Below are 23,693 nucleotides of genomic sequence, written 5' to 3' on the forward strand. Positions count from 1 at the left end.
ATGCAGATCCGGCGCGGTGGGATCGAAGCCGGCCTTCACCCGCAGCGGCTTACCGGTGGCGAGCCGCGCCTGCAGTTGATCGAGCTTGAGGATCTCTTCGGTGCCGCGGCCAATGAGTGCGAGGGATTCTTCGATAGTGGTCAACCACAGACTCCAGCGGCGCTTGCCGTCAAAAACGTGAATGATGTTAAACGCGGGTTAATTCCGCGCCAAGTGAAAATAATGAACAGGCTCAATGGTTTGACGCGCTGTTACAGGCTGTCTATGGTACCGGCGATTGGGCTCGCACTTCGAGCCAGCGAGGAATTTGAACGATGCAGAACTCAGAGCAGGGCCGTGCACGCAAGCGGCGCTTTCACGAACGCCTCCACGTCCTCCACGACACTGCACTGCATCGAAAGCTCAAGGCGCATCTGCCGGCGGCATTCAATGACCGCTGGACACGTCGCCACTGGATCCACGCCAGCCTGTTCGCCACCATCGGCGCGCTGGTGGCCACGATCGTGCCGGGTTTTTCCAACGCCATCGACACACCGCTTTCCAGCCATTCCACGCTGGCGTTGCCGTTGCCGCCGCTGATTCCCAGCCGCAAGCAGCTGGCGCCGAGCACCGATTGGGAAATTCTGCAGGTCAAGCCGGGCCAGACGCTGAGTACCTTGTTCGGCGAGCTGGGAATCCCGACCACGGTGATGTACCAGGTATTGGCGCATCCGGGGACCAAGGAGGTGCTGACCAAGCTGCGTCCGGGCACCGAGATCGCCTTCGACATGCCGACGCGCGGGCAACTGCGCGCATTGCGCTTCGATCGCGACGACAGTCATCGGGTGGAACTGCGCCTGCTGGGCGACGCCGTGCGCGAGAACGTGACCGAGCGGGCGACCACCACGCGCACAGTGGTTGCCAGCGGGGAGATCAGCAGTTCGTTGTATGCATCGGCCGGCAAATCCGGATTGTCGCCGGCGGCGGTGGCGATCATGACCGACGAGATCTTCAAGTACGACATCGACTTCGACAAGGATCTGCAGCCCGGCGACCGTTTCAGCGTGGTCATGGATGAAACCTGGCGCGAAGGCGAGCGGATCAGCACCGGCGACATCCTGGCGGCGACGTTCACCACCGGCGGCAAGACCTATACGGGGTTTCGCTTCGAGCGTGCCGGCAAACCGGCCGAGTACTTCGACATCAATGGCCGCCCGCTCAAGAAGAGCTTTATCCGCATGCCGGTGGCCTATAGCCGGATCAGCTCCACCTTCGGTGCGCGCAAGCATCCGGTGCTGGGCACCATGCGCATGCACAAGGGTGTGGACTATGCGGCCGCCTCGGGCACGCCGATCATGGCAGCCGGCGATGCGCGGGTGGTGTTTGTCGGGACCCAACGCGGTTATGGCAACGTGGTGATCCTGGATCACGGCAAGAACTACAGCACGCTGTACGGGCACATGTCGCGCTTTGGCAAGATCAAGGCCGGGCAGCGCATCAACCAGGGCACGGTGATCGGCTATGTCGGCATGACCGGCCTGGCGACCGGCCCGCATCTGCATTACGAATTCCGCGTGGGCGGACAGCAGCGCAATCCGATGTCGGTGACGATGCCGCCGCCGGAGCCGCTGCAGGGCGTCGAACTGGCGGCGTTCCGCGCGCAGACGGCGCCGGCCATGGCTCGCATCGAGGGCATGGAGAAGCTGATCTACGCCGACGCCGGCAAGCCGGCCAAGGGCAAGTCGCGCAGTTGAGCGCCTGCGGCTGGTAACTGCGTCAGCTGCGTCGCGGCTGCGCAGGCGGGTGGCGCGGCAGGGGTTGGGCGTCCCTCCAGCCGTGTCGCATGGTCGTTGCCGTGCAGCCAATTGCTGCAGCCGAATGCGGGTGGTGAACGCTGCGACTTCCCAATCCGGCGTTTGATCTTGGCTGTCGACCGCATCTGACGTGATTGCGGACCTTGACGATGCCTGAGGTGGGAAGGGAATCCCGACGCATAGGCGATAGTCGGGGCAGGTTGCAGCGCGTGCCGGCCCGACGATGACGCACACGCTGCACGGCTGCCATCCACGTAAGACCAGTTGACGGACCCGGCCCGGCTGCACAAGCTGGCCGGCCGTGTCTTTCTGGCTTCGGCATGTCTGTCTTGGAACACGTTGACTCCCCCTTGTACCTGGGCCTGATGTCGGGCACCAGCGCCGACGGCATCGATGCCGCGCTGGTGCGCTTTGCCGATGACACCCACCGCCGCTGCGAATTGGTGGCCGGGACGACGGTGGCGTGGGAGCCGCAGTTGCGCGAGACCTTGGTGGCGCTCGGCCAGGGCGCCGAGACGGTGGCCATCGATGCGCTAGGCCAGCTGGACGCGCAGGTGGGGCTGGCGTTCGCGGCGGCGGCCAATCAGTTGATCGGCGACAGCGGCGTGGAGCGTCGCCAGATTCGCGCGATCGGCTCGCATGGGCAGACCATCCGCCACCGGCCCAACGCGAGCCCGGCGTTCACCTGGCAGATCGGCGATGCCAGCCGAATTGCCGAGCACACCGGCATTACCACGGTGGCCGATTTCCGACGTCGCGATGTGGCTGCCGGTGGCCAGGGCGCGCCCCTGATGCCCGCCTTCCATCTGGCCATGCTGGGCGCAGGCGACGAAGACCGCGCCGTGCTCAATCTGGGCGGGATCGGCAACCTGACCTTGATTCCGCGCGATGGCGCGGTGCGGGGATTCGATACCGGCCCGGCCAATGCGTTGCTGGACAGCTGGTGTCAACGCCATCACGGCACGCCGTTCGATGCCGATGGTGCATTTGCCGCCAGTGGGCGCGTCGATGCGGCCTTGTTGCAGGCGCTGTTGGCCGATCCGTGGTTTGCGTTGCCACCACCCAAGAGCACCGGCCGCGAGCAATTCCATCTGGACTGGGCAGTGCAGGCGATGGGCAACGCGCGGTTGGATGCTGCCGATGTGCAGGCGACCTTGCTCGAACTCACCGCTGCCAGCGTGGCCGATGCGTTGCTGCGGCTGCAGCCCACCACGCGCCGGGTGCTGGTCTGCGGCGGGGGCGTACGCAACCCGGTGCTGTTGGCCCGACTGGCGGCGCGGCTGCCGGGCGCGATGGTGGAATCCAGCGCGCGGTACGGGCTGGACCCGGATTACCTGGAGGCGATGGGCTTTGCCTGGCTGGCAGCCGAGTTGCTGGCCGGACGCGCTGCCAATCTGTCCTCGGTGACTGGGGCCGCCGGGCCCCGGCTGTTGGGAGCGATCTATCCGGCGTGAGCCCGTTGGCCTCTTCCAGCCTGGATGGAGCGACTGCAGCGCTAGGGATTATTTCCCGCCGGCAGCGCCTTGAGCGCGGCAATCGCCTCGGCCAGCGCATCGACCTCCGGGTGCTGCAGGCCGCCGGTGACTTCGTATTCGCTGGCGAACAGGCCTTGTTCGAGCAGATGCATGACGGTCTGGTGCTGGGTCCAGCCACGTGCGACAGAAATGCGGCGGATACGGTCCACCAGCACCGGGTCGATGTCACGCAATACCAGATCGGTCATGCCCTGCCTCGTGCAATGCGCTGCCCCGCGCGCATCATCGGCAACCTTGGCGGACGTTTCAATCCGGCCGCCTGTCGTGCGCCAATAGCCGCGGCCACAGCCAGGCCAGCAGTAGCAAGGTGGGAATGACGGTCAGGGCGCTGAGGATGAAGAAGGTGCTGTAGGAGGTCGCATTAATCACGGAACCGGAGACGGCACCGGCGAACTTGCCCGGCAGGTTGGCCAGCGAGACCAGCAACGCATACTGGGTTGCGGTGAAGTTGCGGTCGGTCAGCGAGGACATGAAAGCCACCAGTACCGAGGCGGCGAAACCCTGGAACAGGTTATCGGCACTGAGCGCGGCATAGAACGCCCACAGCTTGCCGGGGTTGTGCGCCATCAGCAGGAACGCCAGGTTGGACAAGGCCACCCCCAACGCGGCCACCAGCAACATGCGCCGGAACCCGAACGCGGCGACTGCGGCACCGCCAGCGAAGGCTCCGACAATCCCCATCCAGACGCCGAACAGCTTGGAGACGGTGGCGATATCGGCCTTGGTGAAGCCCGAATCCAGATAGAACGGGCCCGCCATGACGCCGATCACCTGGTCGGGAAACCTGTACAGGCCTACGAACAGCAGCAGCGCGATGCCCAGCGCCAGCCCATTGCTGGAGAAAAAACTGGAAATCGGTTGCCAGAAGGCACCTGAAACATCGACTCGGCGCACCACAGTCGCCTCGGGATGGTCGGGTTCGCGGCACAGCAAGGTGGTGACGATCGGCACCAGCATCAGTGCAGCCATGCCGACGTACGCCCATGTCCAGCCAAGGTATTCGGCCATGTACAGCGCGCCCGCGCCGCCCAGGATCAGCCCGATGCGGTAGCCCAGCGTGTAGGTCGCCGCCAACGCTGCCTGCGCGGAATCCGGTGCGACTTCGATGCGGTACGCATCCACGACAGAATCCTGGGTGGCACCCCAGAACGAGGCGAACAGCACCCAGCCGACCAGGCCGGTCACGCTCAGATCCGGGCGCGAAAATGCCAGCGCGAACAGGCCGATGGTGACGCCGATCTGCGCCACCAGCAGCCAGGAGCGACGGCGCCCCAGAAACGCGGTGAGCGGAAACGCATAGCGGTCGATCAGCGGCGCCCACAGAAACTTGAGGAGGTAGAAAAAGCTGGCCAGGCTGATAAAGCCGATGTCCTGCAGGTCCAGCCCTACATCGCGCAATCGGACGGACAAGGTCTGCGAGGCGATCAACAGAAACGGCAAGCCGCTGCCGAAACCCAGCAGCGCCATGGTCGCCGCCGATGGCGTGGCGAAGGCGCGCTGGATACCACGCCAGCCTTTATAGGTAGGTACGGACGTGGTCATGCGTCACACGGTCGAGAACGAACGCCAGTGGTCGTGGCCGGCGCGGCCCACGGCACCGCTGCATGCAGCCCGCCGCGGACGACCGTCATGGCGTCACGCGTCTTGTCTTGAGCGGTCTGTGCAGCACCCCGACGACGCGCGCCCGAGCCGAGGAAGAACGTTTTGAGCGGCATCGGCACACTGCGTAATGGCGTACGAGAGCCACCGCGCGTGCTGCGGCAGTGGCCAAGGTGCGTCCAGGTGGCGAGATCGCCGGCGAGGTGGTCCCCCCACTCCGTAACACGCTGACGCGATGTGACGGAATTCACAGCCTCGACCTGCCTCACTGCGCGTAATCCACGATGTACGGCGCGTGGTCGGAGAAGCGTTCTTCGCGGTAGATCGAGCAGGCCTTCAGGGCGTCGCGCAGGCCGGGGGTGACCAGTTGGTAGTCGATGCGCCAACCCACATTGTTGGCGCGCGCCGCGCCGCGATTGCTCCACCAGGTGTAGTCCTGGCCCTGCGGATGCAGCACGCGGTAGCTGTCGACCCAACCGCGGCCGTCGGCGGCGCTGGCATCTTCTGGCGCGTCGGCGCACAGGCCGTTGAGCCAGTCGCGCTCGGGCGGCAGGCAGCCGGAATTCTTCTGGTTGGATTTCCAGTTCTTGATGTCCAGCGCCGTGCGCACGATGTTCCAGTCGCCGCACAGCACGTACTGGCGGCCACTGGCCAGCCATTCGTCCAGGATCGGCCGCAGCCATTGCATCACCTGGAACTTGTAGTCCTGGCGCAACTCGCCCGAGGAACCGGAGGGGATGTAGAAGGACACCACGCTGAGATTGCCGAAGCGCGCTTCGATATAGCGCCCCTCTTCGTCGAACTCCGGCCAGCCCAGCGCGGTACGCACCTCGTCGGGCTCGTGCCGGCTGTAGATCGCCACTCCGCTATAGCCCTTCTTGGTGCTGGCGTCGCGAAACCAGGCTTTGTAACCGGTGGGCAGGAAGTCCGGCCCGGCCAGTTGATGCTCCTGGGCCTTGGTCTCCTGCACGCACAGCACATCGGCGTCCTGGGCGGCGAACCACGCGAAGAAACCCTTGCTGGCGGCCGAGCGCAGGCCGTTGGCGTTGAAACTGATGATGCGCATAGGCCGGGAATGGGGAAATGGGAATGGGGAATCGTAAAGCCTACCCCAGGCGCATGCGGAAGGCTGCCGGCGCACGATGCGTTTACCATTCCCGATTCCCCATTCCCCATACCCGTCCAATGACCGACCACCGCACCCGTTTCCTGCAGCTGGCCCTGGACGCCGATGCCCTGCGCTTTGGCGAGTTCACGCTCAAGTCCGGGCGGCTCAGCCCGTACTTCTTCAATGCCGGGCGCTTCGATTCGGGGGCCAAGACCGCGCAGTTGGCGCAGTGCTATGCCGATGCGATCGAAGCGGCCGGGCTGGACTTCGACCTGTTGTTCGGGCCGGCCTACAAGGGCATCCCGTTGGCGACCGCGCTGGCCTGCGCCTACGCAGGACGCGGGCGCGACCTGCCGCTGGCGTTCAACCGCAAGGAAGCCAAGGACCACGGCGAAGGCGGCACCCTGATCGGCGCGCCGCTGGCCGGCCGTCAGGTGTTGATCGTCGATGACGTGATCACCGCCGGCACGGCAATCCGCGAGGCGCTGGCCATCATCCGCGCCGCTGGCGGAACGCCGTCGGGGATCGCGGTGGCGCTGGACCGACAGGAAATCGCGTCCGATCAGGACCGCCGTTCCGCCGCCCAGGCGGTGGCAGCCGAGGCCGGCATTCCCGTGATCGCGGTGGCCAACCTGGGCGACCTGCTTGCTTTTGCGGCAGGAAACGCCGACCTTGTGGGCTTCCAGGAACCGCTGCTGGCCTATCGTGGCCGCTACGGGACCGACACCACAGGCTGACGGCAGGCGACAGGGGGCTGCGATGATGCCAATACAGACACGTTCGGCATTATTCGCCGTTGCGGCGGCTGTCGCTGCGACATTGGGCATGGCTGCGCCGGCCGGTGCGCAAGACAGGCCGGCCGCCAAGAAGCTGTATTGCTGGAACCAGAACGGCGCCCGCGTGTGCAGCGATACGCTGCCCCCGGAGGCGGTGAACCAGGCGCGCGACGAATTCAACGTCAAGAGCGGGATGCGTAGCGCCGAGGTGCAGCGCGCGATGAGCAGCGACGAGCGCGCTGCTGCTGCGGCCAGCGAGCAGCAACGCCAGGCCGATCTGGCCGCCGAGCAGACGCGCCAGCGCACCGACCAGGCGATGCTGATGTCGTATCAGAGCGAGGACGACCTGCGCCGGGTGTTCAACGAGCGCATCGCCATCGTCGACAACAACATCCATACCGCGCGCTTCAATGTGACCAGCCTGCGCGAAGGGTTGGCCAGCCTGCTGCGCAGCGCCGGCGACCGCGAGCTGGCCGGCCAGGCAGTGGCCGACAAGCTGGCCGGCGACATCCAGCAGCGCCATCGCGATTTGATGGCGCAGTTGCGTCTGCAGATCAGCTTCGAGCAGCAGCGGGTAGCGCTGGATGGCGAGATCGCCGACATCCTGCAGCGCTACCGGGCCATGAAGGAGCCACCCGCCAACGCCCCGCCCGCCGGCTGACCGGCGCTTGCGTCATCCCGGCCGTGCGGCGCACCGCCGCGGGCGGCATTTCCCGATCCGGCGCCCTGCCCGCATAATGGCCGGTCTTACTCTTGCCCACGAGGCTCTCCCGCATGGCCCGGATCATCGCCATTGCCAACCAGAAGGGCGGCGTCGGCAAGACCACGACCGCCGTCAATCTGGCGGCCGGCCTGGCGCGCGCGCCCAAGCGTGTATTGCTGGTGGATCTGGACTCGCAGGGCAACGCCACCATGGGCAGCGGCATCGACAAGCGCGATGTGGCCGCCTCCACCTGCGATCTGCTGCTGGGCGAAAACAGCGCCGCGCAGATCCGGGTGACCGCGCCGGAAGGCTTCGATCTGCTGCCAGGCAACATCGACCTGACCGCCGCCGAGATTCAGCTGATGGACCAGGGCGAACGCGAGCAGCGGCTCAAGCGCGCCTTGGCGCCGATCCGCGACGAGTACGATTTCATCCTGATCGACTGCCCGCCGGCGTTGTCGCTGCTCACGCTCAATGCGTTGACCGCGGCCGATTCCATCATCGTGCCGATGCAGTGCGAGTACTACGCGCTGGAAGGGCTGACCGCGCTACTGGAAACCATCGAAGCGCTGCGCGCCAACCTCAACCCGGCGCTGGAAATCGAAGGCGTGCTGCGCACCATGTTCGACATCCGCAACAACCTGGCCAACGCGGTATCGGCCGAGCTGACCGAGCATTTCGGCGACAAGGTGTTTCGTACCATCGTGCCGCGCAACGTGCGCCTGGCCGAGGCGCCCAGCCATGGCCAGAGCATCGTCGGTTACGACCGCACCTCCCGCGGCGGGGTGGCCTACCTGGGGTTGGCCGGTGAGATCGTGCGCCGCCAGAACGACCGCAACAAGGCCGTCCGGCCCGTGGAGACCGTCTGATGAACAAGCCGATCCCCGCAAAGAAGCGTGGCCTGGGCCGTGGCCTGGAAGCGCTGTTGGGGCCCAAGGGCGCGGCGGCAGCGGCACCCGGTGCGGCCAGCGAAGAGACGTTGCAGCCTGGCGATAGCTTGCGCCAGTTGCCGGTGGCCCAGCTGCAGCCGGGCAAGTACCAGCCGCGCCGGGAGATGGACGAGGTCAAGCTGGCCGAGCTGGCCGAGTCGATCAAGGCGCAGGGCGTGATCCAGCCGATCGTGGCGCGCGAGCTGGCACCGGCGCAGTTCGAGATCGTGGCCGGCGAACGCCGCTGGCGCGCTTCGCAGCTGGCTGGGCTGACCGAGGTGCCGGTGGTGGTGCGCGAGCTGGACGACCGCACCGTCATCGCGATGGCGCTGATCGAAAACATCCAGCGCGAAGACCTCAACCCGCTGGAAGAAGCGCAGGCGCTGCAGCGGCTGATCGACGAATTTTCGCTGACCCATGCCGAGGCCGCCGGCGCGGTGGGACGCTCGCGTGCATCGGTGTCCAATCTGCTGCGGTTGCTGGAATTGCCAGTGGCCATTCGCGTGTTGCTGGAAACGCGCCGGCTGGAAATGGGCCACGCACGCGCGCTGCTCACCCTGGCGCCGGAACTGGCCAGCAAGCTGGCACAGGAAGCGGCCGACCAGGGCTGGTCGGTGCGCGAAGTCGAACACCGCGCGCAGCAGTTCGCCGCCGGCAAGGTGCCCGGCTCGCTGCGCAAGGGCAAGCCGGCGCCGGTGGCCCCACAGGCCGATATCGCCTCGCTGGAAACCGAACTGTCCGAGTCGCTGGGCACCAAGGTGGTGTTCAATCACGGCCGCGGCGGCAAGGGCAAGCTGGTGATCCATTACACCGATCTGGACACGCTGGACGGCGTGCTCGAACGCCTGCGCATGCAGCGCAGCTAATCGCTTGCACATCCAACAGGATCCTCGTCGGCCATGAATCCCGCCAAGGTGGACCGCCAGCATCTGCTGCAGCTGACCGATTTACCCAACGTCGGGCCGGCCTGCGAAAAGGACCTGCGCCTGATCGGCATCCGCGTGCCTGCGCAGCTGCGCGGTCGCGATGCCTACGACATGCACGCACAGCTATGCCTGCGCACCGGCGTGCTGCACGACCCCTGCGTGATCGATGTGTTCCTATCGATTGTGCGCTTTATGGAAGGCGAGGCGGCGCAGCCGTGGTGGAAGTTCAGCGCCGAGCGCAAGGCCAAGCTTGCCAGCGAAGCACCGCTCGCCCTGCGGTGAGCGAAGACGCATGGCGCGCTGCAGCCTTTATTTTGAGCTTGGTGTGAGCGGCGAGCACCATGAATCGCGCATGGCGCACGGCGCACCGCAGGCGCGTTGGCAGCATCGGGATGCCGGACCCGCTCGCGGCGGTGTCCGCAATGCGCCGCGCGTGCGCATCCGGAGCGCCAGCCTTTTGTTCCCGCATTTCCCAGGATCACAGCCATGACCATTCTCGTCACCGGCGCTGCCGGTTTCATCGGTGCCTACACCTGCCGCGCGCTGGCGGCACGCGGCGAGACGGTGGTGGGGCTGGACAACTACAACAACTACTACGACCCGCAGCTCAAGCACGACCGGGTGGCGACGCTGTGCCCAGGCCTGGATATCCGCACGCTGGACCTGACCGATCGCGAGGGCCTGGCTGCATTGTTCGATGAGATCCAGCCGACCCGCGTCGTGCATCTGGCTGCGCAGGCGGGCGTGCGGTATTCGCTGGAAAACCCCCACGCCTACGTCGACAGCAACCTGGTCGGCTTCGTCAACATGCTCGAGCTGTGCCGGCACCGCGGCGTGCAGCACCTGGTGTATGCCTCGAGCAGTTCGGTCTACGGCGATTCGGCCACCCCGCCGTTTTCCGAAGACCAGCGCGTGGACCAACCGCGTTCGTTGTATGCGGCAACCAAGGCCGCCAACGAATTGATGGGCCACACCTATGCGCAGCTGTATGGCCTGCGCGCGACCGGTCTGCGCTTTTTCACGGTATACGGGCCGTGGGGCCGGCCGGACATGGCACCGCTGATCTTCAGCCGTGCGGTGCTGGCGGGGCGGCCGATCGAGGTGTTCAACCACGGCAAGATGCAGCGCGATTTCACTTTCGTCGACGATATCGTGGCCGGTGTGCTGGGCGCGCTGGACACGCCCAGCGACGCGCCGGTGCCGCACCGGGTGTTCAACCTGGGCAACCACACGCCGGTGGAGCTGGAGTACTTCATCGACGTGATCGCGCAGGCCGCCGGCCGCCCGGCCGAGAAGGTCTACCGGCCGATGCAGCCGGGCGACATGATCCGCACCATGGCCGATACGCAGCGTGCGCAGGCCGCCTTCGGGTTCGATCCGGCGACCCCGGTCGAGCGTGGCTTGCCGCAGGTCGTGGAGTGGTGCCGGCAGTATTTCGGCGAGCGCGCCTAGCGCTTGGCGGGGGTTGCTGCGGAGTTGCACGTGGGCGTCGATGGGCGCGCGTAGCGCCGGGACTGCCATGCGGGCCAGATGCAGGGCGTACTACTGTCCAGCCGTCCTGGCGTACGACCGCATGGCAGATAGGCAATGCCCATGGCGATGCGTGCCAGCTGCGCTGCGCCGGAAGACGACGCGTGATCGGCCCGCTAGCCCAACACCTTCGCAGCCTTGCCACGTCCCCATCATTCACTACAGGCTGCTTCCAACCGGTCCAATGCGCATAACGCGTGCATGCTTCATGCCTGACTCAGAGAGTCAGGGCACAATGCCCGATCTTTTTCGCTCAGCCTTCATCCGGCCACCCTGCAACCATGAGCCAACCTCAGCTGTCCGTCGTCGTCCCGGTATTCAACGAGCGCGATAACGTCGCCACGCTGGTGGGCGAAATCGTCAGCGCCCTGCGCGGCGTGGTGGCCTTCGAAATCGTGTATGTCGACGACCATTCGCGCGACGACACGCTCGCAGTGCTGCAAGGCCTGAAGAGCACCACACCGGAACTGCGCGTGCTGCATCATGTGACCCAGAGCGGCCAGAGCACGGCGGTGCGCAGCGGGGTGAAGGCCGCGCGCGCCAGCTGGATCGCCACGCTCGATGGCGACGGCCAGAACGACCCGGCCGACATCCCCAAGCTGCTGATCGCGCGCAGCCAGGCGCAGGCGCAGGTGAAGCTGTTCGCCGGCTGGCGGGTCAATCGCCAGGATTCTGGCTCCAAGCGCTGGGCCAGCAAATGGGCCAATGCGATCCGCTCGCGCATGCTGCGCGACAATACGCCCGACACCGGCTGCGGCATCAAGCTGTTCGAGCGCGAGGCATTTCTGGACCTGCCCTACTTCGACCACATGCACCGCTATTTGCCGGCGTTGATGCAGCGCGCCGGCTGGCGCACGGTGAGCGTGCCGGTCAACCATCGCCACCGCACCGCCGGCGTGTCCAAGTACAACAATCTCAATCGCGCCCTGGTCGGCATCCGCGACCTGCTCGGTGTGGCCTGGCTGATCACCCGCAGCAAGCGCACAGTGGTGCAGGAACGCTGATGGACCCGTCCTTTCTCGACCAGCAACTGACCTGGCTGTACTGGACAGGCATCCATGTGACCGGGTGGAAGCTGATCGGCTATGTCGGCGCGCTGATGTTCGGCGGCCGCTGGCTGGTGCAGTTCGTCGCCTCCAAACGCGCCGGCAAGCCGGTGATTCCGCGCCTGTTCTGGTACATGAGCGTGGTCGGCAGCTTGATGACGCTGAGCTATTTCGTGTTTTCGGCCAAGCAGGATTCGGTCGGTGTGCTGCAGAACCTGTTCCCGGCGTTCACGGCGTTTTACAGCCTGTATCTGGATGTGAAGCATCGTGGGTGGAAGCGGGATAGGGCCAGTCATTGAGGCGGGGTTCGGGATTCGGGATTCGAATCGCCTGGTCCGGATGGTTGCCGGTGATCGAACGCTGTTGGTGAGCCGTGGCGGGTGGAGATGATCCCGATGCGCGGCAAAGCGCGTTGCTGCATCTGATTTTCGGCGATCCATCGTGGTTGGCGATGCCTCAGCGTACGCAAGCGATACGGATGCACTGCATCTCACTGACCAGGTTTTGGGCTGCGATGCAGCGTGATTGACGAGCGCTTGCGCGCATTGACGTGATCCGGGGCATCCACCCGATGCAGCGCAGATTGCCGGAGGCGTGGCGATAGCGCTGACCGCTGATGCCTGCTTTTCGGACACGCCGCTGCGCGCGCGGCCGACGCGATGATGGGGTGCCCGCCGATATTGCCGCTCCCGCGTCGCTGGCAACCTGCGACCATGTCCAGTGCGCTCCGTCATCGCCCCCTGCCCACGCCGACGCTTGAAGCAGCGTATTGGCATCTGCGGCTGCACACGCATCAGCACGTGCCGTTGTTCGCGGACTGGCGCTGCGCTCGCGCTGCGGCGGCCAGCCTGGCACTGCCCCGCCATTGGCAAGGTGCGCAGTTGCTGTGCTGGGTGCTGTTGCCTGACACGTGGTGCGGGTTGCTGCAGGCACCGAGCAAGTCGGCATTGCTGCAATTGGCCGCGACGGCGCGACTGATGACTGCCGATGCGGTCAATCGCGCACGCGGGCGTGGTGGAACAGTGTGGCAGCCGCAGATGCAGGTGTCGGCGCTCCCGCTGCTAAGCGATCATCGACAGTTCGCCCGCACGCTGGTCGCATTGCCCCTGCGGGCAGGGCTAGCCGAGCAGGTGGGCGGGTATCCGTACTGGGACGCAGTCTGGCTATTGCCGGACGGTCATGACGCTGCATCGATCACCACGCCACGCGGTCATGCTGAGCGACTGGAACAGGTGGAACACACGGGTGACCGCGTACACCGACGCGATACCGGATGACGGACCGCCGCGTCGCGCACCGGCCCAGCTGCGCTGCCGCTCCACAGGCAACGCAGCGGACGGTCTCCGCATCCGGCAATCAGAACGCCACGGAATGCTCCGGCAACAACGTCTGCAGTTCGTTGCGGAACAGCGTGCGAATCCGCTGCAATGCGGCTTCGCTGTCGGCTTCGAACCGCAGCACCAGGATCGGGGTGGTGTTGGAGGCGCGTACCAGCCCCCAGCCGTCGATGAAGTCCGCACGTAGTCCATCGATGGTCGACAGCCGCGCCGATTCGAACGGCGATTCTTCGCCGGTCTGCGCACGCGCGACAAATTGCGCGACCAGCGCATGCGCATCGCCTTCCACCGGCACCTTGATCTCCGGCGTGGAGACGCTTTCAGGCAAGGCGTCCAGCACCTCGGACGGCGTCTGCTCGCGCTGGGCCAGGATTTCCAACAAGCGTGCGGCGGCGTAGATGCCGTCGTCAAAGCCGTACCAGCGCTCCTTGAAGAAGAAGTGGCCGCTCATCTCGCCAGCCAGTTCGGCGTCGGTCTCGCGCATCTTGGACTTGATCAGCGAATGCCCGGTCTTCCACATCAGCGGACTGCCGCCGTTGCGCAATACGTAGTCGGACAGCTTGCCGGTGCACTTCACGTCGTAGATGACCAGTGCGCCAGGGTTGCGCTGCAGTACATCGGCGGCGAACAGCATCAGCAGGCGGTCGGGGAACACCATCGCGCCTTCCTTGGTCACCACGCCCAGGCGATCGGCATCGCCATCGAACGCCACGCCGATATCGGCATCGAAACGCTGCACCATCTTCACCAGATCGTTGAGGTTGTGCGGCTCGCTCGGATCAGGGTGATGGTTGGGGAAGGTGCCATCGATATCGCAGTACAACGGCACCACGTCGGCGCCGATCGCTTCCAGCAGGCGCGGTGCGATCTCACCGGCCACGCCATTGCCGGCGTCCACCACCACCTTGATCGGGCGATCGAGCTGGACGTCGTCGGCGATGCGCTGGATGTAGGCATCGCTGATGTCGCGCTGTTCCAGTTCGCCAGGCGTGGCGGCGGTATGCAGGCGGCCTTCGTTGATGCGCTGGTGCAGTTCGGCGATGGCGGCGCCGGACAAGGTCTCGCCGCCGACCACGATCTTGAAGCCATTGTAGTCCGGTGGATTGTGGCTGCCGGTCACCGCCACGCAGCTGCCGGCACGCAGCTCGTACGCGCCGAAGTACACCACCGGCGTCGGTGCCAGACCGATGTCGGTGACGTTGCAGCCGGCACGGCGCAGGCCTTCGATCAGGCCGTTGCTCAGCTCCGGCCCGGACAGCCGGCCGTCGCGACCGACCACCACATCGCGTAGTCCCTGCGCCTGCATCACGCTGCCGATGGCCTGGCCGATCAAGGCGGCAACGCCGGGGTTGAGGTCTTTGCCGACCACGCCGCGGATGTCGTAGGCACGAAACATCCCGGCGGCGACCTGCACCGCCGGCACCAGCGCTGGCGGTGCGGGCGACGCCTCGGCGTCCAGCGCGCGTGCTTCGCTGGCAACGCTGGCGTCGTGCTGCAGGCTCTGACTGAAGGTGGGTTCATCGGCGCTGGATTGGTCAGCCGCCCGGCGCCGTGGCAAGGCCACCTGCCCCCGGCTGGCCAGCACCAGCAGCACCGCAATGATCAGCAGCAGTGCCGCCACGATGGCGCAACCGACGGTGCCCAGACCCAGTGGGCCACTATCGCCTTGCGGCACTGCCGCAGCCACGCGCAAGCCGCTGTTCCCAAGCGGCCTGGCCAGCGTTTCGGCCGCATCGGCCAATGCCATATCGCCCTGCTGGGCCACGTTGTAGCTGCCCTGGCGCACGGCCAGGTAGGCGCTGTCCGGCGCCGCAATCGCATCCAGCGGGCCGGTCAGGCGCAGTAACGGCAACCGCGCATACGCCACCGCCGGCTGCCCGCCAAGGCGCACCGCGGCAGCCACGCCCAGGCGGACTTGTTTGGCGTCGCGCACGACCCGGACCTGCGCACGGTCGGCCACCTGCGCCGATTCGAGCAGGCTCAGACGCGCGTACCCGAAATCCTTGGGGTTGGCATAGGCCGCAGCAAGGTCGCCAGGCAGCACCTGGACATCCTCGGCACCTTTGAAACGCTCGCGGATGGCCGATGCGGCCGCCAGCGCGTCGCCACCGGCCAACGCAGCGATGACCGGCGGCTGCTTGAGCACCGCGTCGAGCTGGCTGGCCTGCGTGGCCATGGCCTGGCCGACGTCCTGCACCGCGCGGTCGCGTGCCTGCTCCAGCCCTTGCGCCACCGCGTCCTGGCGCCATTGCGCATAACTGTTCCAGCCGAACCAGACGGCCAGCAACAGCAATATGCCCCCCAACACCGGACCACTCGTACGCACGCTGGACATCCCCTGCCTGCGCTCGTTCGCCTTGCTCATGTAATTTCCCCTGTCAGCGCACGCCGGTGTGGCCGAATCCACCCGCTCCCCGCGCGCTGTCGACGAAAGTATCCACCACTTGCAAGCCCATACGCACGATCGGCAGGATCACCAACTGCGCGATGCGATCGCCGGGCTCGATGGTGAAGGCCTCGCGGCCGCGATTCCAGGTGCTGATCAGCAGCGGTCCCTGGTAATCGGCATCGATCAAACCGGTGCCATTGCCGAGCACGATGCCGTGGCGATGGCCCAAGCCCGAGCGCGGCAGGATCACGGCGCACAGTTGTGGGTCGGCCAGATGGATCGCGATACCGCTGGGGATCAAGGCCGCATCGCCCGGCTGCAGCGTCATCGGCGCCTCCAGCGCGGCGCGCAGGTCCATGCCTGCACTGGATTCGGTGGCATAGGCCGGCAGCGGCCACAGATCGCCGAAGCGCGGGTCGAGCAACTTCACCTGCAAGGACTGGGTTGGGGGGCTCATGCCTGCAATCTCTCCGCGATCAGGGCCAGCAGTTGGTCGGCCAATTCGGTCTTGCTGCTGCTGGGAAACACGCGCTCGCCGCCCTGCCAATAGGCCGTGGCTGCGTTGTTGTCGCTTTCGAATCCGCCGCCTTCGATCCCTACCTGGTTGGCGATGATCAGGTCCAGGCGCTTGGCCGCCAGCTTGCCACGGGCGTAATGCTCCACATCGTGCGTTTCGGCAGCAAAACCGACCACCAGTTTCAGCGCGCCGGTCTGCGCGGCGACCTCGGACAGGATGTCCGGGGTCCGCACCAGTTCCAGGGTCAACGTTTCGCCGGTCTTCTTGATCTTCTGCGACACCACCCGCTTGGGGGTGTAGTCGGCCACGGCGGCAGCGCCGATGTAGATGTCGGCCGGGAATGCACCCAGCACCGCGTCGCGCATCTGCGCGGCCGAGCGCACGTCGATGCGCTGCACGCCATCCGGGGTGGTTTGATGCACCGGCCCGCTGACCAGCACCACATCAGCGCCTTGCCTGGCAGCTGCGGCGGCCAGGGCATAGCCCATCTTGCCGCTGCTGCGGTTGCCGACGTAGCGCACCGGGTCCAGGTCTTCGAAGGTGGGGCCGGCGCTGATCACGATGCGCAGGCCCTCCAACTGCGCGCTGCTGGGGATGAAGACGGGCGCGACGACGCTCCTGGCGCCCTCCGGGGCAGTGCTGGCGGCCGCCGCGCCACCGGCCAGCGCAGCAATGATCGCCGCCGGTTCGGCCAGCCGCCCGGGGCCGGATTCGCCCTCGGCCAGCGGGCCGTCGTCAGGGCCCACCACCGTCACCCCGCGCGCGCGCAGGGTGGCGATGTTGGCCTGGGTGGCAGGATGCAGCCACATGCGGTGGTTCATGGCCGGCGCCACGGTCAGCGGCGCGGTCGTGGCCAGGCACAGCGTGGTGACCAGATCGTCGGCCAGACCATGCGCCAGCCGCGCCAGCAGGTCGGCGGTCGCCGGGGCGACGATCACCCGATCGGCCCAGCGCGCCAGTTCGATGTGGCCCATCGCCTGCTCGGCGGCGCTGTCCCACAGCGTGGTGCGGGTGGGCTGCCCGGACAATGCCTGGAAGCTGAGCGGGGTGATGAATTGCTGCGCACCGCCGGTCATGGCGACCTGCACCTGCGCACCGGCGTCGCGCAGGCGACGGACCAGTTCGAGCGATTTGTAAGCGGCGATGCCTCCGCCGACGCACAGCAGCAAACGCTGTCCGTCCAGGGGGCGGGCCTGAGTGGAGCCGATCACGTCGGGGTCGTCCTACGGTTACAAGGACAACTAGATTAGCCGATGCCTCTGCTTGGCCTGATGGGCGTCGGCGATGAGCACCGGCAATCTCGCCATATGCACATACACGACTGGCCCACCCACGAACGCCCGCGCGAGAAACTTCTGGCGCGCGGGGCCACTGCCTTGTCCGATGCCGAGCTGCTGGCGATCCTCGTCGGCTCCGGCTTGCGCGGCCAGGATGCGGTGCAGACCGCGCGCGATCTGCTGCATCGGCACGGCCCGCTGCGTCTGTTGCTGGACCGCCCGGCCAAGGCGCTGACGCGCCTGCCCGGGCTGGGCCCGGCCTCGGCCTGCAAGTTCGCCGCCGCGATGGAGCTGGCCCAGCGGCACCTGATGAGCGCGCTGGAGCGCGGGGAGGCCCTCAGCGACCCGCCCAGCGTGGGCCGCTACTTCTCGCAGCGGCTACGCGCGCGGGCCTATGAAGTGTTCGCGGTGCTGTTCCTGGACAACCGCCACCGCGCCATCGCCTTCGAAGAACTGTTCACCGGCACCATCGACGGGGCCGACATCCACCCGCGCGAAGTGGTCCGGCGGGCGCTGCTGCACAACGCGGCGGCGGTGATCGTCGGGCACAACCACCCGTCGGGTAATCCGGAGCCCTCCGAGGCCGACCGCGCGGTCACCAAGCGCCTGCTGGACAGCCTGGAGCTGGTGGACATCCGCCTGCTGGACCATTTCGTCATCGGCGACGGTCGGCCGGTGTCGTTCGCCGAACGCGGCTGGCTGGAATGAGCAGTGGTGCGCTGACCTGAACCATTGCTCGGACCCTGCGGCACGCGGTCGGGTAAAATCGCTGGTTTGGTTCCAAGCAGATCCCACGTGAAAGCCCTACTCCGCGCACTGATCGGCCAAGGCATTGAAGCCTTGCGCGCCAATGGCACCCTGCCCGCCGACACCCTGCCGCCGGATTTTGTGGTCGAGCGACCCAAGACCTGCGAGCACGGCGACTTCGCCACCAACGCCGCGATGCTGCTGGCCAAGGCTGCGCGCAGCAATCCGCGCGCACTGGCGCAGGCGCTGCTGGCGGCCCTGCCGGCCAGCGACGACGTGGCCAAGGTGGAAATCGCCGGTCCGGGCTTCATCAATTTCCACCTGGCCCCCACCGCGTATCAGCGCGAAGTGGCGCATGTGATCAAGCAAGGCCACGACTACGGACGCGGCCTGGCCGGCAACGGCCGTTCGGTGGGCGTGGAATACGTCTCGGCCAACCCGACCGGCCCGCTGCATGTCGGCCACGGCCGTGCCGCGGCGATCGGCGACAGCCTGGCGCGCGTGCTCGATGCCAACGGCTGGAACGTCAAGCGCGAGTTCTACTACAACGATGCCGGCGTGCAGATCGAGAACCTGGCGCTGTCGGTACAGGCACGTGCGCAGGGGCTCACCCCCGACAGCGACGGCTGGCCGGAAAACGGCTACCGCGGCGACTACATCGCCGATGTGGCCAATGCCTACCTGGCCGGCGACACCGTCGATCTGGAAGGCCATCTGGTCACCGGCACCAAGGATCCGGCCGATCTCGAATCGATCCGCCGCTTCGCGGTGGCGTACCTGCGTAACGAGCAGAACCACGACCTGGCTGCGTTCCGGGTCGATTTCGACATCTACTTCCTGGAAAGCTCGCTGTACAAGGACGGCAAGGTCGAAGAAGCGGTGCAGAAGCTGATCGCCTCCGGCCACACCTACGAGGAAGGCGGCGCGCTGTGGCTGAAGTCCACCGACTTCGGCGACGACAAGGACCGCGTCATGCGCAAGTCCGACGGCACCTACACCTATTTCGTGCCGGACGTGGCCTATCACCTGACCAAGTGGCAACGCGGCTACGAACGCGCCATCACCGAACTGGGCGCCGACCACCACGGCTCGCTGACGCGCGTGCGCGCCGGCCTGCAGGCGATGGAGCTGGGCATCCCGCAGGGTTGGCCGGAATACGTGCTGCACCAGATGGTCACGGTGATGCGCGGCGGCGAAGAAGTGAAACTGTCCAAGCGTGCCGGCAGCTACGTCACCCTGCGCGACCTCATCGAAGAAACCAGCGCCGATGCGGTGCGCTGGTTCCTGATCGCGCGCAAGCCCGATTCGCAGCTGACCTTCGATATCGACCTGGCGCGGGCGCAGAGCAACGACAACCCGGTGTTCTACGTGCAGTACGCCCATGCGCGGGTATGCAGCGTGCTGCGCCAGGCGCAGGAAAAGGGCTACAAGTACGACCAAGCCCATGGTCTGGCCGAGCTCGCATGCCTGGACGACGAACACTCGCTGGCGGTGATGCTGGAGCTGTCGCGTTACCCGGAAGTGGTGGAAATCGCCGGTCAGGCGTTGGAGCCGTACCAGATCGCGCAATACCTGCGTGAATTGGCGCACGCCTTCCACACGTGGTATCACAACAGCAAGGTGCTGGTGGACGCTGCCGCCGAGCGCGACGCCAAGCTCACCCTGGCGGTCGCCACCCAACAGGTGCTGGCCAATGGCCTGGAACTGCTCGGCGTCAGCGCTCCGGAAAAGATGTAAACAGGCGGTAGCTCCCGGGCGCCATCGCAGGCAGCAGCGTAGCGCATGGCACTGCGGTAGGCGCCGGCCTGCCACCTCGGGCGCTGATGGCGCTCACCGGGCAATCAGCGCAGCGGCGCGCATTGCCACAGCAAGTCGGGCCAGCGGGCCCGCAACGACACGATTCGGAGAAGTGGTAGATGGCAGCACGACGCGGTAAGAGTCAGGCCCGGCGCAACACCAGCAATGGCACCCCCGGTTGGGTGTGGCTGGTGGCTGGCGCCGCGATTGCGGCAGTGATCTTCCTGGCCGCACCCAACCTGTTCAAGAAGGACGGGGACGGTTTCCTGCGCGTGGGCCCGCGTGCCAATCCGGATGCGCAGCCCGAGCCGGTGGCCGATGCCGACGTGGACACGCCGGCCGAACTGCCCAAGCCCAGTGCGCAGCCGCCCAAGCCGCAGGCCAAAGCTGGCGATGCGCAGACCCAGTACGACTTCTACACCTTGCTGCCCGGCAAGGAAGTGCAGATGTCCGATGCCGAACTGGCGGCCAGCGCGCGCGCCGAAGAGGCCGCGCGTGCGCGTGCGGCGCTGGAAGGCAAACCCGTGCCCCCCGCACCCGGCGCCAGTGTGGCTGCCGCCACACCGACCACCAGCGTCCCGACGCCATTGAAGGAAACCACCGCCAGCGTACCCAAGCCGCTGCCGGAAACCGCCCCTGCACGCCCGGCCGCCACGCCGGCTCCGGCCAGCACCGCCGCACTCACCGCGCCGGCCGCCGCCGCGCCCAAGCCCGTCGCAACTGCCGCCGCTGCAACAGCGCCGACGGCTGCTGCGCCGGCGGTCGCCGACAACACCCGCTACATTTTGCAGGCCGGCTCGTTCGGCGCCTCCGGCGATGCCGAATCCACCAAGGCCAAGCTGGCGATGATGGGCCTGGCCGCACGCGTGGAATCGGCCGACATCAGCGGCAAGACGGTCTATCGCGTGCGCATGGGGCCCTACGGCAGCGCCAGCGAGCTTGCCGAGGCCAAGCAGAAGCTCACCGGCAGTGGCGTGTCCGCCATCGCGATCAAGGCGCAGTAAACGCCCGTGTTGCGGCGTATCGCTGGCGTGTTGCTGTGCGTGCTGGCGTGGGCCGGCCCGGCGCAGGCCACCGATCAACTTCCCGACCTGATCCAGATCGACGGCCAGCAGGCCACGCTGCTGGCCGAACCCTTGTCCGGCCCACTGGACGACCCAGCCACCTGGAAGCGCTTCGTGGCGCACGCAGGCAGCGCGCTGGGCAGCTGCAGCGCCAACTGGCGCGGCTACCGCGCCCACTGGCGTCTGGACGGGCAACAGCTGGTGCTCGATCGCGTGGTCCTGGGCGCCTGTAACGACGCGCCGCCCACGCTGCCGCTGGACGTAATGTTCCCGGGCCAGGCAGCGCCAGTGCCCGCCGCCTGGGTAGATGGCGAATTGATCGTCGCGCTGCCCGCCACCGCGACGAGCGCTGCGCACGCGCCGGCCCCGTACGTGGCGCTGCAGCTGCGGCGTGGCCAAGTCGTCGCGCGCCAGACCCTGACCGAACAGCTGCTGCGTGCACGGCATGCCGCAATGGCGAACCCGCGGCCTGCTCACTGAATCTGGTTCCCGCCCCCCTGTCCTCCTGGAGTTCCTCATGTCCAAGACCGTCCTGATCACTGGTGCTACCTCCGGATTCGGCAGCGCCGCCGTGCGCCGCTTCGCTGCAGCCGGCTGGAAGGTCATCGCCACCGGCCGGCGCGCCGAACGCCTGCAGGCGCTGGCCGCTGAACTGCCGGCCGGGCAGGTCCACACCGCCGCGTTCGACATGCGCGATGCACGCGCCTTGTCGGACGCGATCGACGCAGTGCCGGCCGCATTCGCCGATATCGACGTGCTGGTCAACAACGCCGGCCTGGCGCTGGGCACCGCACCGGCGCAGCAGGCCGACCTGGCGCAGTGGCAGCAGATGATCGACACCAATGTCACTGCGCTGGTCACGCTCACCCACCGCCTGCTGCCGGCGTTGATCGCGCGCCGCGGCGCCATCATCAACATCGCCTCGGTCGCGGCAACCTACCCATATACCGGCGGCAACGTCTACGGCGGTACCAAGGCCTTCGTGCAGCAGTTTTCGCTGGGCCTGCGCTCTGATCTGCACGGCACCGGCGTGCGCGTGACCTCGATCGAACCGGGCATGGCCGAGACCGAATTCACCCTGGTGCGCACCGGGGGCAACCAGGCGGCGTCGGATACGCTATACCGTGGCGCCACCCCGATGACGGCAGAAGACATCGCCGAACAGATCTTCTATGTCGCCAGCCTGCCGGCGCATTTGAATATCAACCGCCTGGAAATCATGCCGGTGACCCAGTCCTTTGCGGGGTTCCAGGTGGCGCGCGACGCGCAGTGAGGCGTTGCACTGAAGCCAGGGCTGGGGCGGTGCGCGCGCAGTGCGCCAGCCATACATCCCGCTGCGCCGCGTAGCCCTACCGAGTATCGAAAAGCCGCGCATTGCGCGGCTTTTTTTCAACTCCCGCCCGTGCGATGGATGACTGCAGATCGCATCACGCACGTTCTGCATCGCGGCGCACGGCTGCGCGCCGCCGCAGCAGCGCGCCGCGCAGCTGCAGGAACGGACGTTCCACCACGTAATGCAGCAGCGCACCCGCCGCCAGCGCCACCGTGCCATACACTGCAAAGGCCAGGACGCCACGACCCTCCAGCGTGGCATCGAACCACCCCTGGGTGACATGGAACATCGCCTTATGGGTCAGATACATGCTGTAGGAAATGGCGGCCAACCAGGCAGCGCCCGGCACGCGTCGGCGGCCCAGTGCGCTGTCGGTCGCGGTGCCTGCCAAGACCAGCAAGGCTAGCCCCAGCGAAAGCACCGGCCAGCCCACTGCGTTGCCCAGCAGGCCGGTTCGCTCGCGGAACAACCACATCGCCAGTGCCAGCGTGGCCACCCCGGCCAGCGCCCAGGTGTTGCCGCGCTGCTGCAGCCATTGCCATGTGCGGGGGCGGAAGACCTTCACCATTGCCAGCACGACACCGGCCAGCAAGCCGTCCAGCCGGTTCCAGGTGGGGTAATAGAGATCTTCGACAAACCAGTTGCGCTGCTGGCCGCCGCCGAGCTGATCCAGCGCCGTGTTGTGCAGCCACACGCTGGTGCGCAACGCGATGCCGGCGACCACCACCGCCACGCACACCGCGACCACGCGCGCGGCCGATGGACGCCGCAACAACAACGCCGCCAGCAACGGAAACACCAGATAGAAATGCTCTTCCACGCAGAGCGACCATGCGTGCGAGAACGCGGCCTGCTCGCTGTAGTCGACGAACAGATTCAATGTGAAGGTGAGAAACATCCACCATGGCGCCAGCCCGGGCGATTCGCGAAAACCCGGCCATGCCATGTAGATCGCCAAGACCACCAAAAACGCCGGCAGGATGCGGAATGCGCGGCGCAGGTAGAAATCGGTGAAGTCCAATGGCTTGCCGCGCGACAGCGGGGTCAGCACCTGGGTGCCGATCAAAAAGCCGCTCAGCACGAAGAACAGGTCCACCCCCATCCAGCCGTAGCGCGACAGCCATTCCCAGTCCTTCCCCAACCCGCCGACCACGAACGAATGGAACAGCATCACCCAGACGATGGCGATGCCACGCAACAGGTCCAAAGCGGGATAGCGCATGCGGGCGAGATCAACCGAGGGAGCCCGATTGTGCCGCATGCCGGCAGCGCGCAGTGCGTCGCTGC

At 66.7% G+C, this 23,693-nt stretch carries 24 protein-coding genes (1 of these 24 running past the window's edge); 16 read left to right on the plus strand and 8 right to left on the minus strand.

All coding sequences use genetic code 11. From position 1 onward, the window contains the following. A protein-coding gene (tyrS, locus tag AMD14_RS20065; RefSeq protein WP_011052588.1) for a tyrosine--tRNA ligase crosses the window boundary here: on the minus strand, positions 1-144 show its start. Its footprint begins 1,068 nt before the window's first position; the window shows 144 of its 1,212 coding nt (coding positions 1-144); the start codon lies at positions 142-144; its stop codon lies beyond the left edge, outside the window. Between the two features lie 170 nt (positions 145-314). Between tyrS and AMD14_RS20070 the strand changes: the two genes are divergently transcribed. Both AMD14_RS20070 and AMD14_RS20075 read left to right on the plus strand, forming a co-directional pair. Beyond that, positions 315-1,733 carry a M23 family metallopeptidase gene (locus AMD14_RS20070; RefSeq protein ID WP_011052589.1) on the plus strand — a complete coding sequence of 473 codons (1,419 nt, stop codon included), beginning with the start codon at positions 315-317 and terminating at the stop codon, positions 1,731-1,733. Between the two features lie 380 nt (positions 1,734-2,113). Continuing rightward, entirely contained in the window at positions 2,114-3,247 is a 1,134-nt protein-coding gene (locus AMD14_RS20075; protein WP_045714622.1) for an anhydro-N-acetylmuramic acid kinase, read from the plus strand. Positions 3,248-3,288: 41 nt separating this feature from the next. Here the strand turns inward: AMD14_RS20075 and AMD14_RS20080 are convergent, their stop codons facing one another. The 3 genes from AMD14_RS20080 to AMD14_RS20090 form a co-directional block, all read right to left on the minus strand. Beyond that, positions 3,289-3,516 carry a hypothetical protein gene (locus tag AMD14_RS20080; RefSeq protein WP_003489057.1) on the minus strand — a complete coding sequence of 76 codons (228 nt, stop codon included), beginning with the start codon at positions 3,514-3,516 and terminating at the stop codon, positions 3,289-3,291. Between the two features lie 58 nt (positions 3,517-3,574). Further along, a complete protein-coding gene (locus AMD14_RS20085; RefSeq protein WP_015463687.1) occupies positions 3,575-4,870 on the minus strand; it encodes an AmpG family muropeptide MFS transporter in 1,296 nt (431 codons plus the stop codon). Positions 4,871-5,192: 322 nt separating this feature from the next. Beyond that, positions 5,193-5,993 carry an exodeoxyribonuclease III gene (locus AMD14_RS20090; RefSeq protein ID WP_011052592.1) on the minus strand — a complete coding sequence of 267 codons (801 nt, stop codon included), beginning with the start codon at positions 5,991-5,993 and terminating at the stop codon, positions 5,193-5,195. A 119-nt stretch (positions 5,994-6,112) separates the two neighbouring features. Between AMD14_RS20090 and pyrE the strand changes: the two genes are divergently transcribed. From pyrE to AMD14_RS20135, 9 genes are all read left to right on the plus strand, one after another. Beyond that, positions 6,113-6,772 carry an orotate phosphoribosyltransferase gene (gene pyrE / locus AMD14_RS20095; RefSeq protein ID WP_011052593.1) on the plus strand — a complete coding sequence of 220 codons (660 nt, stop codon included), beginning with the start codon at positions 6,113-6,115 and terminating at the stop codon, positions 6,770-6,772. Between the two features lie 88 nt (positions 6,773-6,860). After that, the gene (locus tag AMD14_RS20100; protein ID WP_011052594.1) at positions 6,861-7,472 is read left to right on the plus strand and encodes a hypothetical protein; all 612 of its coding nucleotides are present in this window, start codon (positions 6,861-6,863) and stop codon (positions 7,470-7,472) included. A 113-nt stretch (positions 7,473-7,585) separates the two neighbouring features. Further along, complete coding sequence (locus tag AMD14_RS20105) at positions 7,586-8,383, plus strand: ParA family protein (protein WP_003489066.1); 798 nt, start codon at positions 7,586-7,588, stop codon at positions 8,381-8,383. After that, the gene (locus AMD14_RS20110) at positions 8,383-9,309 is read left to right on the plus strand and encodes a ParB/RepB/Spo0J family partition protein (RefSeq protein WP_011052595.1); all 927 of its coding nucleotides are present in this window, start codon (positions 8,383-8,385) and stop codon (positions 9,307-9,309) included. Before AMD14_RS20105 ends, AMD14_RS20110 begins: the two co-directional genes overlap by 1 nt. Before the next feature lie 33 nt (positions 9,310-9,342). Then, a complete protein-coding gene (locus AMD14_RS20115; RefSeq protein WP_003489070.1) occupies positions 9,343-9,651 on the plus strand; it encodes a helix-hairpin-helix domain-containing protein in 309 nt (102 codons plus the stop codon). 204 nt (positions 9,652-9,855) lie between these two features. Next, positions 9,856-10,821, plus strand: a complete 966-nt coding sequence (locus tag AMD14_RS20120) for an SDR family NAD(P)-dependent oxidoreductase (RefSeq protein ID WP_011052597.1) — start codon at positions 9,856-9,858, stop codon at positions 10,819-10,821. Positions 10,822-11,180: 359 nt separating this feature from the next. Beyond that, positions 11,181-11,903 carry a glycosyltransferase family 2 protein gene (locus AMD14_RS20125; RefSeq protein ID WP_015463688.1) on the plus strand — a complete coding sequence of 241 codons (723 nt, stop codon included), beginning with the start codon at positions 11,181-11,183 and terminating at the stop codon, positions 11,901-11,903. Next, positions 11,903-12,244: a lipid-A-disaccharide synthase N-terminal domain-containing protein gene (locus AMD14_RS20130; RefSeq protein ID WP_003489077.1), complete on the plus strand. Its 342-nt coding sequence runs from the start codon at positions 11,903-11,905 to the stop codon at positions 12,242-12,244. Before AMD14_RS20125 ends, AMD14_RS20130 begins: the two co-directional genes overlap by 1 nt. A 414-nt stretch (positions 12,245-12,658) precedes the next feature. Next, a complete protein-coding gene (locus AMD14_RS20135) occupies positions 12,659-13,222 on the plus strand; it encodes a hypothetical protein (protein ID WP_005914401.1) in 564 nt (187 codons plus the stop codon). A 79-nt stretch (positions 13,223-13,301) separates the two neighbouring features. On the opposite strand, the gene AMD14_RS24785 is transcribed toward AMD14_RS20135, so the two are convergent. The 3 genes from AMD14_RS24785 to coaBC are packed head-to-tail and all read right to left on the minus strand — an operon-like array spanning position 13,302 to position 17,399. After that, positions 13,302-15,647, minus strand: a complete 2,346-nt coding sequence (locus AMD14_RS24785) for a phosphomannomutase/phosphoglucomutase (RefSeq protein WP_015471480.1) — start codon at positions 15,645-15,647, stop codon at positions 13,302-13,304. A gap of 13 nt (positions 15,648-15,660) precedes the next feature. After that, on the minus strand, positions 15,661-16,128 hold the full coding sequence (gene dut, locus AMD14_RS20145; RefSeq protein ID WP_007964142.1) for a dUTP diphosphatase: 468 nt from the start codon (positions 16,126-16,128) through the stop codon (positions 15,661-15,663). Beyond that, on the minus strand, positions 16,125-17,399 hold the full coding sequence (coaBC, locus tag AMD14_RS20150; RefSeq protein ID WP_003489095.1) for a bifunctional phosphopantothenoylcysteine decarboxylase/phosphopantothenate--cysteine ligase CoaBC: 1,275 nt from the start codon (positions 17,397-17,399) through the stop codon (positions 16,125-16,127). Before coaBC ends, dut begins: the two co-directional genes overlap by 4 nt. A gap of 96 nt (positions 17,400-17,495) precedes the next feature. On the opposite strand from coaBC, the gene radC reads away from it, so the two are divergent. The 5 genes from radC (at position 17,496) to AMD14_RS20175 (ending at position 22,346) form a co-directional block, all read left to right on the plus strand. Further along, positions 17,496-18,173, plus strand: a complete 678-nt coding sequence (gene radC / locus AMD14_RS20155; protein WP_011052600.1) for a RadC family protein — start codon at positions 17,496-17,498, stop codon at positions 18,171-18,173. Between the two features lie 87 nt (positions 18,174-18,260). Further along, complete coding sequence (gene argS / locus AMD14_RS20160; RefSeq protein ID WP_045714623.1) at positions 18,261-19,949, plus strand: arginine--tRNA ligase; 1,689 nt, start codon at positions 18,261-18,263, stop codon at positions 19,947-19,949. Positions 19,950-20,128: 179 nt separating this feature from the next. Then, a complete protein-coding gene (locus AMD14_RS20165; RefSeq protein WP_011052602.1) occupies positions 20,129-21,013 on the plus strand; it encodes an SPOR domain-containing protein in 885 nt (294 codons plus the stop codon). A 6-nt stretch (positions 21,014-21,019) separates the two neighbouring features. Then, on the plus strand, positions 21,020-21,553 hold the full coding sequence (locus AMD14_RS20170) for a hypothetical protein (RefSeq protein ID WP_011052603.1): 534 nt from the start codon (positions 21,020-21,022) through the stop codon (positions 21,551-21,553). Between the two features lie 37 nt (positions 21,554-21,590). Beyond that, entirely contained in the window at positions 21,591-22,346 is a 756-nt protein-coding gene (locus AMD14_RS20175; RefSeq protein ID WP_003489104.1) for an SDR family NAD(P)-dependent oxidoreductase, read from the plus strand. A gap of 154 nt (positions 22,347-22,500) precedes the next feature. On the opposite strand, the gene AMD14_RS20180 is transcribed toward AMD14_RS20175, so the two are convergent. Continuing rightward, positions 22,501-23,628, minus strand: a complete 1,128-nt coding sequence (locus AMD14_RS20180; RefSeq protein ID WP_015463690.1) for an acyltransferase family protein — start codon at positions 23,626-23,628, stop codon at positions 22,501-22,503. Positions 23,629-23,693 lie beyond the last annotated feature (65 nt).

Source organism: Xanthomonas citri pv. citri (assembly GCF_000961215.1).
GTDB classification, from domain to species: Bacteria; Pseudomonadota; Gammaproteobacteria; order Xanthomonadales; family Xanthomonadaceae; genus Xanthomonas; species Xanthomonas cissicola.

Coding starts and splice junctions, on each gene's coding strand:
- AMD14_RS20070 (WP_011052589.1), top strand. CDS start 315: ATGCAGAACTCAGAGCAGGGCCGTGCACGCAAGCGGCGCTTTCACGAA.
- AMD14_RS20075 (WP_045714622.1), top strand. CDS start 2,114: ATGTCTGTCTTGGAACACGTTGACTCCCCCTTGTACCTGGGCCTGATG.
- AMD14_RS20080 (WP_003489057.1), bottom strand. CDS start 3,516: ATGACCGATCTGGTATTGCGTGACATCGACCCGGTGCTGGTGGACCGT.
- AMD14_RS20085 (WP_015463687.1), bottom strand. CDS start 4,870: ATGACCACGTCCGTACCTACCTATAAAGGCTGGCGTGGTATCCAGCGC.
- AMD14_RS20090 (WP_011052592.1), bottom strand. CDS start 5,993: ATGCGCATCATCAGTTTCAACGCCAACGGCCTGCGCTCGGCCGCCAGC.
- pyrE (WP_011052593.1), top strand. CDS start 6,113: ATGACCGACCACCGCACCCGTTTCCTGCAGCTGGCCCTGGACGCCGAT.
- AMD14_RS20100 (WP_011052594.1), top strand. CDS start 6,861: ATGGCTGCGCCGGCCGGTGCGCAAGACAGGCCGGCCGCCAAGAAGCTG.
- AMD14_RS20105 (WP_003489066.1), top strand. CDS start 7,586: ATGGCCCGGATCATCGCCATTGCCAACCAGAAGGGCGGCGTCGGCAAG.
- AMD14_RS20110 (WP_011052595.1), top strand. CDS start 8,383: ATGAACAAGCCGATCCCCGCAAAGAAGCGTGGCCTGGGCCGTGGCCTG.
- AMD14_RS20115 (WP_003489070.1), top strand. CDS start 9,343: ATGAATCCCGCCAAGGTGGACCGCCAGCATCTGCTGCAGCTGACCGAT.
- AMD14_RS20120 (WP_011052597.1), top strand. CDS start 9,856: ATGACCATTCTCGTCACCGGCGCTGCCGGTTTCATCGGTGCCTACACC.
- AMD14_RS20125 (WP_015463688.1), top strand. CDS start 11,181: ATGAGCCAACCTCAGCTGTCCGTCGTCGTCCCGGTATTCAACGAGCGC.
- AMD14_RS20130 (WP_003489077.1), top strand. CDS start 11,903: ATGGACCCGTCCTTTCTCGACCAGCAACTGACCTGGCTGTACTGGACA.
- AMD14_RS20135 (WP_005914401.1), top strand. CDS start 12,659: ATGTCCAGTGCGCTCCGTCATCGCCCCCTGCCCACGCCGACGCTTGAA.
- AMD14_RS24785 (WP_015471480.1), bottom strand. CDS start 15,647: ATGAGCAAGGCGAACGAGCGCAGGCAGGGGATGTCCAGCGTGCGTACG.
- dut (WP_007964142.1), bottom strand. CDS start 16,128: ATGAGCCCCCCAACCCAGTCCTTGCAGGTGAAGTTGCTCGACCCGCGC.
- radC (WP_011052600.1), top strand. CDS start 17,496: ATGCACATACACGACTGGCCCACCCACGAACGCCCGCGCGAGAAACTT.
- AMD14_RS20165 (WP_011052602.1), top strand. CDS start 20,129: ATGGCAGCACGACGCGGTAAGAGTCAGGCCCGGCGCAACACCAGCAAT.
- AMD14_RS20175 (WP_003489104.1), top strand. CDS start 21,591: ATGTCCAAGACCGTCCTGATCACTGGTGCTACCTCCGGATTCGGCAGC.
- AMD14_RS20180 (WP_015463690.1), bottom strand. CDS start 23,628: ATGCGCTATCCCGCTTTGGACCTGTTGCGTGGCATCGCCATCGTCTGG.